This window comes from Pseudomonas sp. zfem001 (genome assembly GCF_032621725.1).
In the GTDB taxonomy this organism is placed as follows: Bacteria; Pseudomonadota; Gammaproteobacteria; order Pseudomonadales; family Pseudomonadaceae; genus Aquipseudomonas; species Aquipseudomonas sediminis.
The window spans coordinates 111,044-124,095 of record NZ_JAVYJI010000003.1; the positions used below are offsets into that span (position 1 = coordinate 111,044).

Sequence of the window (13,052 nt, forward strand, 5' to 3'; positions counted from 1 at the left end):
TCATGAACCTACTGCAGCAACTCGCGCCCACCTTCCGCAGCGGCCGTATCGGTATTCCGGTGCTGATCCTGTCGATCCTGGCCATGGTCATCCTGCCGCTGCCACCCGTGCTGCTCGATGCCCTGTTCACCTTCAACATCGCCATGGCCATCCTGGTGCTGTTGGTCAGCGTGTCGTCGAAGAGCCCGCTGGATTTTTCCCTGTTCCCCACGGTGATCCTCATCACTACATTGCTGCGCCTGTGCCTGAACGTCGCCTCGACCCGCGTGGTACTGCTCGAGGGCCATACCGGCACCGGTGCGGCGGGCAAGGTGATCGAGTCGTTTGGCGAGGTAGTGATCGGCGGCAACTTCATCGTTGGCCTGGTGGTGTTCGTGATCCTGATGATCATCAACTTCATCGTCGTCACCAAGGGCGGCGAGCGAATCTCCGAGGTCACCGCACGCTTCACCCTCGACGCATTGCCGGGCAAGCAGATGGCCATCGACGCCGACCTCAATGCCGGCCTGATCGAGCAGCACGAAGCCAAGCGCCGCCGTGCCGAAGTGGCCAAGGAAGCCGACTTCTACGGGGCCATGGACGGCGCCTCGAAGTTCGTCCGTGGTGATGCCATCGCCGGCATTCTGATCCTGTTGATCAACCTGTTCGGCGGCTTCGCCATCGGCCTGTTCGTCTACGACCTGGGCGCAGGCCAGGCCTTCCAGCAGTACGCCCTGCTGACCATCGGTGATGGCCTGGTGGCGCAGATACCGGCGCTGCTGCTGTCCACGGCGGCGGCGATAATCGTCACACGGATCAACGAATCCTCGGAGATTACCGACCAGGTACACCGCCAGTTGCTGGCCCAGCCGGCGCTGCTCTATACCGTGGCCGGTATTCTGTTCACCCTGGCGCTGGTGCCCGGCATGCCGCACCTGGCGTTTATCAGCTTCGCCGCGCTGGTGGCGTTCATTGCCTGGATGATTTCGCGCAATGGCCCGCCCAAGGAAGCCGCCAGCCTCGAACAGGTCGAGGCATTGGGCAAGGCGATGGAACAGGAACGTGCGCAAAACATGGTGTGGGAGGACATCCCGCTGGTCGAGCGTCTGTCCGTGTCGCTGGGCTACAAATTGGTCGGTCTGGTCAACGAAGCCGCCGGCGCGCCCCTGACTCAGCGCGTGCGCGGCGTCCGTCAGACCCTGTCGGAAAGCCTCGGCTTCCTGCTGCCGGAAGTGCATATCCGCGACAGCCTGCGCCTGAAAGCCTCGCAGTACAGTATCCAGATCAATGGCGAGAAGATCGACAGCGCCGAGCTGCATGCCGATCGCATGATGGCTATCCCGTCACCAGAGCTCTATGGCGAGATCGACGGCATTCTCGGCGTCGACCCGGCCTACCGCATGCAGGTGGTATGGATTCAGCCGGAGGACAAGGCGCGTGCGCTGAATCTCGGCTACCAGGTGATCGATTGTGCCAGCGTCATCGCCACGCACCTGAACAAGGTGATCCGTGAGCATCTACCGGATGTGTTCAAGCACGACGACGTCGATCATCTGATGCAACGCCTGCAGGTGCAGGCGCCGAAACTGGCCGAGAGCCTGAAGAACCAGCTCAGCTATACCCAGCAGCACCGCGTCTACCGCCAGCTGTTGCAAGAGCAGGTGCCACTCAAGGACATCGTCACCATCGCTACCACGCTGCTGGAAGCAAGCGAGTCGACCAAGGACCCGGTACTGCTGGCCTCGGACGTGCGCTACGCGCTGCGCCGCAGCATTGTCGGCATGATCGCCGGCGAGCGTCAGGAGCTGTCGGTGTTCATCCTCGAGAATGCGCTGGAAAACACCCTGCTCAATGCCCTGGCCATCGCCCAGCAGGCTGGCCCGGTAAGCCTCGACAACATTCCGGTGGAACCCAGCCTGCTCAACCAGTTGCAGAACACCATGCCGGTGGTGAAAGAGAAGCTGCGCAAGGACGGCCATCCACCGATCCTTACCGTGATGCCGCAGCTACGTCCGCTGCTGGCACGATATGCGCGGGTGTTCAGCCCCGGCCTGCATGTGCTGTCGCAGAACGAAATCCCGGATCGAGTGGGCGTTAGTATCCTCGGTACGCTGGGCTGACTGGCAAAGGTTTCAACACCCTGATGGATGCGTGCTTCGCATCCATCATCCCGACCTCATAAGAAAATTGCGCGCCAGGACGATTTCTTCATCGCCCTGCCACCCCTCCTGCCTAAGCCTTTTCCTTGCGCACTTTACGCATGCCTTCGATCAGCCGGACGTACTCGGCTGTCTCGTCCTGCAAGGCCAGCCCGGCTTCGAAGAAGCCCGTGCGGGTATTCTCCTGCGACCACTGACAGACCATATCCACATCCACCTGGCGCATCTCCCCCTGGCGATCACGCATGCGCACGCGCAGCTTCAGTTCACTCCCGGGCTCCACCGGTGTATCACTCAGCAGTTTCATCCCGCACTCGGAAACATCACCTGCGTAGCCGATCAGCGTATCGCTTTCGCGATCGCTGATCTTGATGCGGAAGGTGGAGCGGAAGGTGATACGACTCGATTGACGCATAGGAGAATGCCTTAGTGCTCGCCACGTCTGGTTGGATCGCAAGGATCAGGAGTTATCAATCGAGATCATTCAGAAGGAAGTCGCGCATTGATGGCCTGTGATTCATCAGAACAAGACGACCATAGCGAGCAGATACTTAAATCTGAGGCGAGCGCTGATGCCCCGTAGGAGCGAGCTCTGCTCGCGAAGCGTCAGCGGATCAACCGTAGGGTGCGCCGTGCCCACCGCGATCACCGCGTCTTGGTCGGTACGCACAGCGCACCCTACGCGCTTGCAGGAACGACTTTTCGCTCTGTTTTCCACGCCACAAAGAAGAAACCCCAGACCGCTTTCGCGATCTGGGGTTTCGTATAGGAGCTTGACGATGACCTACTCTCACATGGTGAAGCACCACACTACCATCGGCGATGCGTCGTTTCACTACTGAGTTCGGGATGGGATCAGGTGGTTCCAACGCTCTATGGTCGTCAAGCAATTCGGTTGGGATCTCGCGGTTAGGCGCTACCCCTTGGATACGTGATAGATGATTTGTAGTTCTTGCAAATTTTCGGCTTTCTGTCGACTTCACCATCGACACCCTCTGCTTTGAGGGCAGATTGTTTGGGTGTTATATGGTCAAGCCTCACGGGCAATTAGTATTGGTTAGCTCAACGCCTCACAGCGCTTACACACCCAACCTATCAACGTCGTAGTCTTCGACGGCCCTTTAGGGAGCTCAAGGCTCCAGTGAGATCTCATCTTGAGGCAAGTTTCCCGCTTAGATGCTTTCAGCGGTTATCTTTTCCGAACATAGCTACCCGGCAATGCCACTGGCGTGACAACCGGAACACCAGAGGTTCGTCCAACCCGGTCCTCTCGTACTAAGGTCAGCCCCTCTCAAATCTCAAACGTCCACGGCAGATAGGGACCGAACTGTCTCACGACGTTCTAAACCCAGCTCGCGTACCACTTTAAATGGCGAACAGCCATACCCTTGGGACCGGCTTCAGCCCCAGGATGTGATGAGCCGACATCGAGGTGCCAAACACCGCCGTCGATATGAACTCTTGGGCGGTATCAGCCTGTTATCCCCGGAGTACCTTTTATCCGTTGAGCGATGGCCCTTCCATACAGAACCACCGGATCACTAAGACCTACTTTCGTACCTGCTCGACGTGTCTGTCTCGCAGTCAAGCGCGCTTTTGCCTTTATACTCTACGACCGATTTCCGACCGGTCTGAGCGCACCTTCGTACTCCTCCGTTACTCTTTGGGAGGAGACCGCCCCAGTCAAACTACCCACCATACACTGTCCTCGATCCGGATAACGGACCAGAGTTAGAACCTCAAGGTTGCCAGGGTGGTATTTCAAGGATGGCTCCATGAGAACTGGCGTCCCCACTTCAAAGCCTCCCACCTATCCTACACAAGCAAGCTCAAAGTCCAGTGCAAAGCTATAGTAAAGGTTCACGGGGTCTTTCCGTCTAGCCGCGGATACACTGCATCTTCACAGCGATTTCAATTTCACTGAGTCTCGGGTGGAGACAGCGCCGCCATCGTTACGCCATTCGTGCAGGTCGGAACTTACCCGACAAGGAATTTCGCTACCTTAGGACCGTTATAGTTACGGCCGCCGTTTACCGGGGCTTCGATCAAGAGCTTCGCTTGCGCTAACCCCATCAATTAACCTTCCGGCACCGGGCAGGCGTCACACCCTATACGTCCACTTTCGTGTTTGCAGAGTGCTGTGTTTTTAATAAACAGTCGCAGCGGCCTGGTATCTTCGACCGGCATGGGCTTACGTAGTAAATACTTCACCCTCACCGGCGCACCTTCTCCCGAAGTTACGGTGCCATTTTGCCTAGTTCCTTCACCCGAGTTCTCTCAAGCGCCTTGGTATTCTCTACCTAACCACCTGTGTCGGTTTGGGGTACGGTTCCTAGTTACCTGAAGCTTAGAAGCTTTTCCTGGAAGCATGGCATCAACCACTTCGCATTCTAAAAGAACGCTCGTCATCAGCTCTCGGCCTTGATCTCCCGGATTTACCTAAGAAATCAGCCTACCACCTTAAACACGGACAACCAACGCCGTGCTGGCCTAGCCTTCTCCGTCCCTCCATCGCAGTAACTAGAAGTACGGGAATATTAACCCGTTTCCCATCGACTACGCATTTCTGCCTCGCCTTAGGGGCCGACTAACCCTGCGTCGATTAACGTTGCGCAGGAAACCTTGGTCTTTCGGCGTGCGAGTTTTTCACTCGCATTGTCGTTACTCATGTCAGCATTCGCACTTCTGATACCTCCAGCAAGCTTCTCAACTCACCTTCACAGGCTTACAGAACGCTCCTCTACCGCTCATCCAAAGGATGAACCCGTAGCTTCGGTGTATGGTTTGAGCCCCGTTACATCTTCCGCGCAGGCCGACTCGACTAGTGAGCTATTACGCTTTCTTTAAAGGATGGCTGCTTCTAAGCCAACCTCCTAGCTGTCTAAGCCTTCCCACATCGTTTCCCACTTAACCATAACTTTGGGACCTTAGCTGACGGTCTGGGTTGTTTCCCTTTTCACGACGGACGTTAGCACCCGCCGTGTGTCTCCCGTGCTGACACTTGCTGGTATTCGGAGTTTGCATCGGTTTGGTAAGTCGGGATGACCCCCTAGCCGAAACAGTGCTCTACCCCCAGCAGTGATACACGAGGCGCTACCTAAATAGCTTTCGAGGAGAACCAGCTATCTCCGAGCTTGATTAGCCTTTCACTCCGATCCACAGGTCATCCGCTAACTTTTCAACGGTAGTCGGTTCGGTCCTCCAGTCAGTGTTACCTAACCTTCAACCTGCCCATGGATAGATCGCCCGGTTTCGGGTCTATACCCAGCGACTAAAGCGCCCTATTAAGACTCGCTTTCGCTACGCCTCCCCTATTCGGTTAAGCTCGCCACTGAATATAAGTCGCTGACCCATTATACAAAAGGTACGCAGTCACCCAACAAAGTAGGCTCCCACTGCTTGTACGCATACGGTTTCAGGTTCTATTTCACTCCCCTCTCCGGGGTTCTTTTCGCCTTTCCCTCACGGTACTGGTTCACTATCGGTCAGTCAGTAGTATTTAGCCTTGGAGGATGGTCCCCCCATGTTCAGACAAGGTTTCTCGTGCCCCGTCCTACTCGATTTCATTGATAAGAGCGTTTCGTGTACGGGGCTATCACCCACTACGGCGGCACTTTCCAGAGCCTTCCACTACACTCAAATCAACTTAAGGGCTAGTCCCCGTTCGCTCGCCACTACTTAGGGAATCTCGGTTGATTTCTTTTCCTCAGGGTACTTAGATGTTTCAGTTCCCCTGGTTCGCCTCTTGCACCTATGGATTCAGTACAAGATACCCGGCTTATGCCGGGTGGGTTCCCCCATTCAGAGATCTCTGGATCACAGTCTGTTTGCCGACTCCCCAAAGCTTTTCGCAGGCTACCACGTCTTTCATCGCCTCTGACTGCCAAGGCATCCACCGTATGCGCTTCTTCACTTGACCATATAACCCCAAGCAATCTGGTTACTGTCTCAATCGTGAAGACGACATTCGCCGAAAATTTGCGTCTTGAGAACTACAAATTTTACCTTGACCAGATCAATTGCCAGTGAAAGCAATTAATCAGTCACTTCTATCACATATCCAAATTTTTAAAGAACGATATTCGTACCGGTCAAAAGACCAGAAATCAGCACTCAACAGGTCAAACCTGAAGCGCTCATTTCTGAACTCTTTCTCTTCTCACCGTAACCGCGTAGAGAGTGGTGGAGCCAAGCGGGATCGAACCGCTGACCTCCTGCGTGCAAGGCAGGCGCTCTCCCAGCTGAGCTATGGCCCCGTATTCTTCTGCACCAAGCAATTGGTAGGTCTGGGCAGATTTGAACTGCCGACCTCACCCTTATCAGGGGTGCGCTCTAACCAACTGAGCTACAGACCTATAACAGGGTCGCGTTACAGCATCGTCTTCGACTATGAATCAAGCAATTCGTGTGGGAACTTATGAAGAAGCTGATGTCTTCGATTAAGGAGGTGATCCAGCCGCAGGTTCCCCTACGGCTACCTTGTTACGACTTCACCCCAGTCATGAATCACTCCGTGGTAACCGTCCCCCCGAAGGTTAGACTAGCTACTTCTGGAGCAACCCACTCCCATGGTGTGACGGGCGGTGTGTACAAGGCCCGGGAACGTATTCACCGTGACATTCTGATTCACGATTACTAGCGATTCCGACTTCACGCAGTCGAGTTGCAGACTGCGATCCGGACTACGATCGGTTTTATGGGATTAGCTCCACCTCGCGGCTTGGCAACCCTTTGTACCGACCATTGTAGCACGTGTGTAGCCCTGGCCGTAAGGGCCATGATGACTTGACGTCATCCCCACCTTCCTCCGGTTTGTCACCGGCAGTCTCCTTAGAGTGCCCACCATAACGTGCTGGTAACTAAGGACAAGGGTTGCGCTCGTTACGGGACTTAACCCAACATCTCACGACACGAGCTGACGACAGCCATGCAGCACCTGTGTCTGAGTTCCCGAAGGCACCAATCCATCTCTGGAAAGTTCTCAGCATGTCAAGGCCAGGTAAGGTTCTTCGCGTTGCTTCGAATTAAACCACATGCTCCACCGCTTGTGCGGGCCCCCGTCAATTCATTTGAGTTTTAACCTTGCGGCCGTACTCCCCAGGCGGTCAACTTAATGCGTTAGCTGCGCCACTAAGTTCTCAAGGAACCCAACGGCTAGTTGACATCGTTTACGGCGTGGACTACCAGGGTATCTAATCCTGTTTGCTCCCCACGCTTTCGCACCTCAGTGTCAGTATCAGTCCAGGTGGTCGCCTTCGCCACTGGTGTTCCTTCCTATATCTACGCATTTCACCGCTACACAGGAAATTCCACCACCCTCTACCGTACTCTAGCTCGCCAGTTTTGGATGCAGTTCCCAGGTTGAGCCCGGGGCTTTCACATCCAACTTAACGAACCACCTACGCGCGCTTTACGCCCAGTAATTCCGATTAACGCTTGCACCCTTCGTATTACCGCGGCTGCTGGCACGAAGTTAGCCGGTGCTTATTCTGTCGGTAACGTCAAAACAGCAAGGTATTAACTTACTGCCCTTCCTCCCAACTTAAAGTGCTTTACAATCCGAAGACCTTCTTCACACACGCGGCATGGCTGGATCAGGCTTTCGCCCATTGTCCAATATTCCCCACTGCTGCCTCCCGTAGGAGTCTGGACCGTGTCTCAGTTCCAGTGTGACTGATCATCCTCTCAGACCAGTTACGGATCGTCGCCTTGGTGAGCCATTACCTCACCAACTAGCTAATCCGACCTAGGCTCATCTGATAGCGCAAGGCCCGAAGGTCCCCTGCTTTCTCCCGTAGGACGTATGCGGTATTAGCGCCCGTTTCCGGACGTTATCCCCCACTACCAGGCAGATTCCTAGGCATTACTCACCCGTCCGCCGCTAAATCAAGGAGCAAGCTCCTCTCATCCGCTCGACTTGCATGTGTTAGGCCTGCCGCCAGCGTTCAATCTGAGCCATGATCAAACTCTTCAGTTCAATACTGCTTGGGTTTTGAGAAAACCCTAAACTTGGCTCAGCAATCGCAAAACTTTCAAATTAATGAAAGGTAACTCTCGAATTAACGAGTGTTGCTTTGTGATGCTGATAATCAGTTGACTATCAGTCTTACCTCACAAGCACCCACACGAATTGCTTGATTCAGTTGTTAAAGAACAGTTGGTTAAGCCTTTCGYCTCAACCGAGGCGCGCATTCTACAGCAGCCCCTCTACCTGTCAAGCTGTTTTTCGAATTTGTTTCCGGAGAAACTTCTTTCTACTCAACCACTTGCGCCTTCGATCTGAACCTCTTCTCTCCAGCGGGAGGCGCATTCTACAGCGTTCAAAACCGCTGTCAACACCTCTTTTCTACCGCTTTCGATCCATTCGACCGAACCACCAACAGGACTAAACCACCGCCCTGTCGACCGGCGCACATTCTACACGCCAGATCCAGCTTTGCAAGCCCTTCATTCAACTTAACTTATTGATTAATAAGAAGTTTTTGAAGCGCTTCATCGCTGAAGTGGCGCGCATTCTACATCCAGCAGAATGCGCGTCAAGCTTTAATTGCAGTTTTATTACTCAGCCTTGAGGGTGATACGCGCAAAGGCCTTCTTGCCGGCCTGACAGACATGAGCAGAACCCAGCTTGAACAGGAAGGTGCGATCAACCACTTCACCATCGACGCGCACGCCCCCCGACCCCAACAGGTCGCGGGCGACCGCAGCATTTTTCACCAAGCCTGCCTTATTAAGGACGGACGAGATCGGCATATCTTCAGCCGATACCAGTTCGACCTCGGGCAGATCTTCCGGCAGCTCGCCATCCTTCATACGGTTGCCAGCGGAACGGTGAGCATTGGCCGCAGCCTCTTCACCATGAAAGCGCGCCACAAGCTCTTCGGCCAGCTTGATCTTGATATCACGCGGGTTCGCGCCCTGCTCGACATCGCGCTTGAACTGCTCGATCTCCTCCATGGAGCGGAAGCTGAGCAGCTCGAAGTATCGCCACATCAGCGCATCAGGCATGGACACGAGTTTGTTGTACATCACACCCGGCGCCTCCTGGATGCCCACGTAGTTGCCCAGAGACTTGGACATCTTCTTCACGCCATCGAGACCTTCCAGCAACGGCATGGTGACGATGCACTGCGACGCTTGCCCATAGGCTCTCTGCAACTCGCGCCCCATCAGCAGATTGAACTTCTGATCGGTGCCGCCCAGTTCGACATCAGCCTTCAGCGCTACGGAGTCATAGCCCTGCACCAGCGGATAGAGAAACTCGTGAATGGCGATCGGCTGGTTGCTGCTGTAGCGCTTGTCGAAGTCATCACGCTCCAGCATGCGCGCCACTGTGTATTGCGACGTCAGACGAATGAAATCGGCAGGCCCCATCTGGTCCATCCAGGTGGAGTTGAAGGCCACCTCGGTCTTGGCCGGGTCGAGAATCTTGAAGACCTGCTGTTTATAGGTCTCGGCATTATCCAGAACCTGCTCACGGGTCAACGGCGGACGAGTAGCGCTCTTGCCACTGGGGTCACCGATCATTCCGGTGAAATCCCCAATCAGGAAGATCACCTGGTGGCCGAGCTCCTGGAACTGACGCAGCTTATTAATAAGGACGGTATGGCCGAGATGCAGATCTGGAGCAGTAGGGTCGAAACCCGCCTTGATCCGCAGCGGCTGACCACGCTTGAGCTTTTCGACCAGCTCAGCCTCAACCAGAACCTCTTCCGCACCGCGCTTGATCAGCGCCAGCTGCTCTTCAACCGACTTCATAAAATGACTCACAATGACCTTGTTCAAAAGGGAACCAACCATACAAGAACGCCGACAAATCACAAGTTTTGCTCAGCGTAAGGCAGAGCATGCGCCGATCATCATCTGCAGGGTTGCCTCCCGGCGGTTTTGGTTATATTTTATACAGTTAGTGCATATTCATCATGCTCTTCTTTTAATCTTCATCTTTTCACTTCAAAAGCAGCCCTATGACCTCTACATCTAAAGCGCCGCCACTCTATCCAAAGACCCATATTCTTGCAGCGAGCGGCGTGGCCGCGCTGCTCAGCCTTGCCCTCCTGGTTTTTCCTTCGCGTGAGGTCGAGGCACAGAAAACCTTCATAGACCTGGATCTGGGCAACGATGCCGAGATGGTGCTGCAGGAAAAGGATGACCTCCGAGCGGGACTACCAGTGCCAGGCGCCGCCTCGCCATTCGCCGAGATAGAGCAAGGCACCGACACCGCCGAAAACAGCGCACAAGACGCTGACGAAGACCTCCTAGAAACAGCTGACTCCTCTCCTCCCTCCGATCCCAACCACCACAACATCACGGTCAGTAATGGCGATACGCTTTCTACCGTGTTCGCCAAGGTCGGTCTGAGCGCCAACGATCTGCATGAGGCCCTGAACAGTAATAAAGAGGCCAAACAATTCAGCCGCCTTAAAGTGGGCCAGGTGCTGGACTTCGAACTGGACGAAGACGGCAAGCTGAAAAGCCTGCAGAGCAAGCTCAGCGACCTGGAAACCATTCGCCTGAGCCGCACCGATAAAGGCTTCGATTTCCAGCGCGATCAGGTCAAGCCTGAGGTGGTCACCGCTTACAGCCGTGGCGTGATCAACAGCTCGCTGTTCCTCTCCGCCAAACGTGCAGGCCTGTCGCATAGCCTGACCATGGACCTGGCCAACGTATTTGGTTACGACATCGACTTCGCCATGGATATTCGCGAAGGGGACGAGTTCGAAGTGATCTACGAAGAGAAGGTGGTCAACGGCAAACGTGTCGGCACCGGCAATATTCTCTCGGCGCGCTTCACCAACCGCGGCAAGACTTACACCGCCGTGCGCTATACCAGCAAGCAGGGCATCACCAGCTACTACAACGCCGATGGCGAGAGTATGCGCAAGGCATTCATCCGTACGCCGGTGGACTTCGCTCGCATCAGCTCGCGCTTCTCCACTGGGCGCAAGCACCCGATCCTGAACAAGATTCGCGCCCACAAGGGTGTCGACTATGCCGCGCCACGTGGCACGCCGATCAAGGCTGCCGGTGACGGTCGCGTAACACTGGCAGGTCGCAACGGCGGCTACGGTAATACCGTGATCATCCAGCACGGCCAGCGCTACCGCACTCTTTACGCACACATGCAGGGTTTTGCCAAAGGTGTTCGCAATGGTTCGAACGTCAAGCAAGGCCAGATCATCGGTTACATCGGCACCACCGGGCTCTCCACCGGCCCTCACCTGCACTATGAATTCCAGGTCAACGGCGTACACGTAGATCCACTCAGCCAGAAGCTGCCGATGGCCGACCCGATTGCAGCGAGCGAGAAGCAGCGCTTCATGCAACTGAGCAAGCCGCTGATGGCGCGCATGGACCAGGAAAAGACCACCATGCTAGCCGCTAACCAGCAGTAAGCCGTGCCCCTCTATATTGGTGTGATGTCTGGCACCAGCCTGGACGGGCTGGACATCGCGCTGATCGATCAGGATCAGCGCCCCAAACTCCTCGCAACGCTCTACCGCCCCATGCCAGAACAACTGCGTAGCGACCTGCTGGCGCTGTGCACCTCGGGCGATGATGAGCTGGCGCGCGCAGCTATCGCAGAACAGCGCTGGGTCGAATTGGCCGCTGCCGCCATCAACGAACTCCTGCAGCAACAGAACCTGACCGCGCAACAGATTCGCGCCATCGGCAGCCATGGCCAGACCGTGCGCCATGAGCCTGCCCGCGGCTTCACCATACAGATCGGCAACCCGGCACTGCTGGCCGAGCTCACCGGGATTTGCGTGGTCGGCGATTTTCGTCGCCGCGATGTGGCAGCAGGCGGACAAGGGGCTCCCTTGGTCCCTGCTTTTCACCACGACCTGTTCGGCAACAGTCAACGTCATGTCGCCGTGCTCAATGTCGGCGGCTTCAGCAACCTCAGCCTGCTTTCACCCGGCCAGGAGGTTCTGGGATTCGACAGCGGCCCTGGTAACGTTCTGCTCGATGCCTGGATTCAGTATTGCCAGGGCCTGACCTATGACCGTGATGGCGCCTGGGCATCCAGCGGCAAGGTAGACGCAGAGCTACTGTCGCGCCTACTGAGCGATCCCTTCTTCGCCACCCAGGGGCCGAAGAGTACCGGCCGCGAGCTATTCAACCTCGACTGGCTGCTGGCCCATTTGCATGGATCACCGCGCCTGGCCAACGAAGATGTACAGGCGACCCTGGTGGAACTCACTGCACATAGCATCGTCAGCGCTTTGCGCAACGCGCAAGCTCACACCGATGTCCTGCTGGTGTGTGGTGGCGGCGCTCACAACGCTTGTCTGATGAAGCGCCTGAGCGAGATGCTGCCTGAAACCGAAGTCAGCAGCACCGCAGCTGCAGGTGTTGACCCGGACTGGGTCGAAGCCATGGCTTTCGCCTGGCTGGCACATTGCGCCCTTGAGGGTATTGCTGGCAATCGCCCGAGCGTGACCGGAGCCAGAGGCTTGCGCGTGCTCGGCGCCATCTACCCGGCCTGAAAACGAAAACGCCGCGCATAGAGCGCGGCGTCTGTCATCAGGCGAAGCATTCAGATCGAGAAGGACGACCCGCAACCACAGGTGGTGGTGGCGTTGGGGTTCTTGATCACGAAGCGCGAACCCTCCAGCCCCTCCTGATAGTCCACCTCGGAGCCCGCCAGATACTGGAAGCTCATGGCATCGACCACCAGGCTTACACCTTCACGCTCGACGATGGTGTCATCCTCGGCTACTTCCTCATCGAAGGTGAAACCGTACTGAAAGCCCGAGCAGCCGCCGCCCGTGACGAACACGCGCAGCTTCAGGCGCGGATTGCCCTCTTCATCGACCAGGTTCTTCACCTTGCCGGCCGCGCCCTGGGTGAAGTGCAAGGGGGCAGGGGTGAAGGTTTCGACGCTCATTCTGGACTCCCGGCGCTATGCGC

6 protein-coding genes, 2 tRNA genes and 3 rRNA genes are annotated in these 13,052 nt (G+C 56.0%); 3 read left to right on the top strand and 8 right to left on the bottom strand.

Going from position 1 to position 13,052, the window contains the following annotated elements; translation table 11 throughout:
- The first annotated feature begins 2 nt into the window (after positions 1–2).
- On the top strand, positions 3–2,099 hold the full coding sequence (gene flhA, locus RTH74_RS12670; RefSeq protein WP_179543587.1) for a flagellar biosynthesis protein FlhA: 2,097 nt from the start codon (positions 3–5) through the stop codon (positions 2,097–2,099).
- 112 nt (positions 2,100–2,211) lie between these two features.
- Here flhA and RTH74_RS12675 read toward each other — a convergent pair whose 3' ends face one another.
- From RTH74_RS12675 to tyrS, 7 genes are all read right to left on the bottom strand, one after another.
- Positions 2,212–2,553 carry a PilZ domain-containing protein gene (locus RTH74_RS12675; RefSeq protein ID WP_106735116.1) on the bottom strand — a complete coding sequence of 114 codons (342 nt, stop codon included), beginning with the start codon at positions 2,551–2,553 and terminating at the stop codon, positions 2,212–2,214.
- Between the two features lie 356 nt (positions 2,554–2,909).
- Positions 2,910–3,025 (bottom strand): 5S ribosomal RNA (rrf, locus tag RTH74_RS12680).
- 139 nt (positions 3,026–3,164) lie between these two features.
- Positions 3,165–6,057 (bottom strand): 23S ribosomal RNA (locus tag RTH74_RS12685).
- A 261-nt stretch (positions 6,058–6,318) separates the two neighbouring features.
- Positions 6,319–6,394: transfer RNA gene (locus RTH74_RS12690), tRNA-Ala, on the bottom strand.
- Positions 6,395–6,416: 22 nt separating this feature from the next.
- Positions 6,417–6,493: transfer RNA gene (locus tag RTH74_RS12695), tRNA-Ile, on the bottom strand.
- An 85-nt stretch (positions 6,494–6,578) separates the two neighbouring features.
- Positions 6,579–8,115, bottom strand: a 16S ribosomal RNA gene (locus RTH74_RS12700).
- The 16S, 23S and 5S rRNA genes sit together here with 2 tRNA genes alongside, the layout of an rRNA operon.
- 581 nt (positions 8,116–8,696) lie before the next feature.
- A complete protein-coding gene (gene tyrS, locus RTH74_RS12705) occupies positions 8,697–9,896 on the bottom strand; it encodes a tyrosine--tRNA ligase (protein WP_084342442.1) in 1,200 nt (399 codons plus the stop codon).
- Positions 9,897–10,105: 209 nt separating this feature from the next.
- Between tyrS and RTH74_RS12710 the strand changes: the two genes are divergently transcribed.
- Together RTH74_RS12710 and RTH74_RS12715 are read left to right on the top strand one after the other, a co-directional pair.
- Positions 10,106–11,533, top strand: a complete 1,428-nt coding sequence (locus RTH74_RS12710) for a peptidoglycan DD-metalloendopeptidase family protein (RefSeq protein WP_316914896.1) — start codon at positions 10,106–10,108, stop codon at positions 11,531–11,533.
- Between the two features lie 3 nt (positions 11,534–11,536).
- On the top strand, positions 11,537–12,628 hold the full coding sequence (locus RTH74_RS12715) for an anhydro-N-acetylmuramic acid kinase (protein ID WP_316914897.1): 1,092 nt from the start codon (positions 11,537–11,539) through the stop codon (positions 12,626–12,628).
- A 50-nt stretch (positions 12,629–12,678) separates the two neighbouring features.
- On the opposite strand, the gene erpA is transcribed toward RTH74_RS12715, so the two are convergent.
- Positions 12,679–13,029: an iron-sulfur cluster insertion protein ErpA gene (gene erpA, locus RTH74_RS12720; protein ID WP_099525802.1), complete on the bottom strand. Its 351-nt coding sequence runs from the start codon at positions 13,027–13,029 to the stop codon at positions 12,679–12,681.
- Positions 13,030–13,052 lie beyond the last annotated feature (23 nt).

Coding starts and splice junctions, on each gene's coding strand:
- flhA (WP_179543587.1), top strand. CDS start 3: ATGAACCTACTGCAGCAACTCGCGCCCACCTTCCGCAGCGGCCGTATC.
- erpA (WP_099525802.1), bottom strand. CDS start 13,029: ATGAGCGTCGAAACCTTCACCCCTGCCCCCTTGCACTTCACCCAGGGC.
- RTH74_RS12710 (WP_316914896.1), top strand. CDS start 10,106: ATGACCTCTACATCTAAAGCGCCGCCACTCTATCCAAAGACCCATATT.
- RTH74_RS12675 (WP_106735116.1), bottom strand. CDS start 2,553: ATGCGTCAATCGAGTCGTATCACCTTCCGCTCCACCTTCCGCATCAAG.
- tyrS (WP_084342442.1), bottom strand. CDS start 9,896: ATGAAGTCGGTTGAAGAGCAGCTGGCGCTGATCAAGCGCGGTGCGGAA.